Raw genomic sequence first — 3,256 nt, 5'->3', positions numbered from 1 at the left:
CGACGCGGCGCCGGCGGACACGTCGTCGCGATCGACATAGACATTGAGGGCTCGGATGTTGGTCTGCTGGCGCACCGCGACGCGCTGCCCCGGCGACGGACTGATCGCATCGCCGTGCGCGCCGATTTCGCCCATCACCACCTTGCCGGACGAGGCGCCGGCCGCCAGTGCCCGGAGAAAGTCTCGGTCGAAACCGCGCAGCCGCGCGCCGAGCGGCGCATCGCCGAATGGGATCTCCGACTGCTCGATCGAATTCGGAAACGCGCTGGCGACCTTCTATAAGGAAGGCACCGGCGTTCCCAAGGACGCGGTGCAGTCGGTGCGGCTGCTTCAGGCGGCCGCCCTGGCGGGCAACACCGCCGCGCAGGTGGAGTATGCCATTGCGCTGTACAATGGCACCGGCACCCCAAAGAACGAGGTCGCCGCAGTGGCGCTACTGCGGAAGGCAGCGCGCGCCAACAATCCGATCGCTCAGAACCGCCTCGCCCACGTGCTGGTCTCCGGCCAGGGCGCGCCGCGCGATCTCGTCGAGGCCATGAAATGGCACCTGATCGCCAGGACCGCCGGTAAGGGCGACCTGCAGCTCGACGAGGTGCTGGCGCAGCTCCCCCAAGCTGATCGCACCAAGGCCCAGGACGATGCCCGCAAATGGCTCGGCGGCGGCGGCCAGACCGCAAACAGCAGCGGCGGGGACAATGCCAACGCCAATGCCGCCCCTGGCAAATGATGCGGCTTGACGCCGCCGCGCCCGCAAGGCACCCCTTCGGCCGTCAATTTCCCCCATCCTGCAGACCGGCGCCCCGCCGTCGAAAGACGAGACCATGATCCATTCCGCTCTCATCAACGTCATGGTCAAGGCCGCCCGCCGCGCCGGCCGCAGCCTCAAGCGCGACTTCGGCGAGGTCGAGAACCTGCAGGTGTCGCTGAAGGGCCCGGCGAACTTCGTCTCGCTCGCCGACAAGCGCGCCGAGGAGATGCTGTACGAGGAGCTGTCCAAGGCGCGGCCCGGCTACGGCTTCATCGGCGAGGAAGGCGGCACCCGCGAGGGCTCGGACAAGAGCCACACCTGGATCGTCGATCCGCTCGACGGCACCACCAATTTCCTCCACGGCATCCCGCACTTCGCGATTTCGATAGGCCTGCAGCGCGACGACACGATGATCGCCGGTGTGATCTACAATCCGGCCAACGAAGAGCTGTACATCGCCGAGCGCGGCAAGGGCGCGTTCCTCAACGACACGCGGCTTCGCGTCGCCAACCGGCGCCAGCTCCACGACTGTGTCATCGGCTGCGGCCTGCCGCATCTCGGCCGCGGCGACTTCGCCCAGAACCAGCGCGAGATGGCGGCGCTGCAGCCCAAGGTCGCCGGCATGCGCCGCATGGGCACCGCCTCACTCGACCTCTGCGCCGTCGCCGGCGGCCGCTTCGACGGCTTCTGGGAACGCAATCTGTCGCCGTGGGACATCGCGGCCGGCATCGTGATGATTCGCGAAGCCGGCGGCACCGTCGGTGATATCAACGGCGGCGACGTGCTTAAGACCGGCGATATTGTCGCCGGCAACGAGACGATCCACGCCGAGCTGGCGCGGATTCTGAAGCCGTTTAGCTAATCTTTGTAGGGTGGGCAAAGCGCAGCGTGCCCACGCGCTGTTATTAGCCGACGATCCGCAGCAAGCACGTGGGCACCGCGCTACGCGCCTTTGCCCACCCAACGCGCTGACACCGCCACGCCCCTCGTCCGTCATCGCAGGGCTCGACCCGGCGATCCATCTTCCTTCAACCGACAGTTTCCTTTTGCGCGCGCTGACGCGCACGATGGATCCGCGGGTCAAGCCCGCCGATGACGGCAATGTGTGTTGAAGTCGAAACGGCCTACGCCGCCGGCACGATCCGCCGCACGTCGCCGCTGTCCGTGATGAACGCGGCACCTGGCTTCGCATACAGGAAGCCGTTGGACTTCTTCAGCGGGTACAACGCATCGAGCTTCTGGGCGCCCTCTGCTGCGCCGACCTTGCCGTCGAGCACGTCGCGGAACAGCGTGCTCACTGCCACCATGTCGCATTGCTGCGGTGACAGGCGGAGGCTGCCGGCGCCGGCGTCTTTCAGCTTGTCGATGTCGCCGAGCAGGCTGGCGCAGGTGTAGGACAGCGTCTGGACGCCGTTCATCGCCAAAAACGGCTCGTCGTCGAGCGTCGTCACCGCGAGGCCGTCTGGGTCCTGCTCGCAGACGAATTTGCAGTTGTCCTTGCTGAGCTTGTTGAGGCGGGCGTGATAGCAACGCGCCGAGATGGCGAGCGGCACGCGGCCGAACGCGAATACTTCGAACGTCACCTCGGGATAGGCGCGGGCGATGGTGCGGATCGCCGACAGCGGCAGCTCCGGCGGCAGGCAGATCCGCGTCGCGCCGCGCGAGGCGAAGTAACCGGCTGTCGCTTCGTTGTAGATGTTGACGAACGGGCCGATGGCGTGCGGTCTGTCGCCGACCATGCGCAGGCAGGTGAGGTCGTTGACCTCCATCATGAAGCCGCCATCGGCGGCGAGGCCTTCCATCGCCTTGCGCTCGCGCGGCAGCGACATCAGCACCAGCGAGCCCATCAGCACTTTCTTGCCGGCGGCCGCGAGACGCTCGATCACCTCCGGCAGATGCGGCTCGAAGAACGGCGAGCGCTTCGAGCACACCACCTCGCCGACCACGACACTGTCGACCGGCGCCTCGTCGGCGATGCGGAAGTAGAAGTCGCGCCACAGCTCCGCGTTCCAGTTGAACAGCACCGGTCCAAGCGTGAGTTGCATGATGTCCCTCGCGGTGATGGCGCCGCTTGCGACGCTATTTTCTGCACGGCGCTTGCCGCGCCTTGATGATGAACGCCGAGTGAAGACGCGCGCTGATCAGCGCCAGGTCTTCTTGTAGGCGCCGGTGGTGGTCGACTGGCCTTCGGTCAGGCCGCGCAAGGCGTCGACCGGCAGCGGCCGGCCTTCGTCGAGCGCGGCGAGCACTTCCTTGAAGGTCTTGACCACGCGCTCGATATAGGCGCGGCCGCGCTGGCGGCCTTCGATCTTCAGCGCCGCGACACCGGCCTTGCGCAGATCCGGCAGCATCGTGGTGGCGTCGAGCGAAGCCGGGTCTTCGAACAGATAGCCGGAGCCTTCGTCGGTCTGGTAGCGGCCCTTGCACAGCGTCGGATAGGCCGCGGCCTCGCCTTTGGCGAATTTGTTGATGGTGAAGTCGCCGAGCCGAGACACCAGCGCACCGTTC

At 66.8% G+C, this 3,256-nt stretch carries 3 protein-coding genes and 2 pseudogenes; 2 read left to right on the top strand and 3 right to left on the bottom strand.

Annotated features, from left to right (window positions below):
- A pseudogene (locus tag I5M_RS33575) lies at nucleotides 1-261 on the bottom strand (adenylate/guanylate cyclase domain-containing protein); the annotation flags it as partial.
- A 1-nt stretch (nucleotide 262) separates the two neighbouring features.
- On the opposite strand from I5M_RS33575, the pseudogene I5M_RS08185 reads away from it, so the two are divergent.
- Both I5M_RS08185 and I5M_RS08180 read left to right on the top strand, forming a co-directional pair.
- A pseudogene (locus I5M_RS08185) lies at nucleotides 263-727 on the top strand (tetratricopeptide repeat protein); the annotation flags it as partial.
- Nucleotides 728-821: 94 nt separating this feature from the next.
- Nucleotides 822-1,610: an inositol monophosphatase family protein gene (locus I5M_RS08180; protein ID WP_022720955.1), complete on the top strand. Its 789-nt coding sequence runs from the start codon at nucleotides 822-824 to the stop codon at nucleotides 1,608-1,610.
- 262 nt (nucleotides 1,611-1,872) lie between these two features.
- Here the strand turns inward: I5M_RS08180 and I5M_RS08175 are convergent, their stop codons facing one another.
- Together I5M_RS08175 and I5M_RS08170 are read right to left on the bottom strand one after the other, a co-directional pair.
- Nucleotides 1,873-2,793: a U32 family peptidase gene (locus I5M_RS08175; protein ID WP_022720954.1), complete on the bottom strand. Its 921-nt coding sequence runs from the start codon at nucleotides 2,791-2,793 to the stop codon at nucleotides 1,873-1,875.
- Between the two features lie 96 nt (nucleotides 2,794-2,889).
- Nucleotides 2,890-3,256: U32 family peptidase (locus I5M_RS08170; RefSeq protein ID WP_022720953.1), on the bottom strand; the 367-nt coding region annotated here is incomplete at its 5' end.

It is taken from the genome of Rhodopseudomonas sp. B29, from assembly GCF_000333455.1.
Classification (GTDB): Bacteria; Pseudomonadota; Alphaproteobacteria; order Rhizobiales; family Xanthobacteraceae; genus Rhodopseudomonas.
Note: the sequence above shows the minus strand (reverse complement) of the source record. Positions and strands in the feature narration are given on the sequence as shown.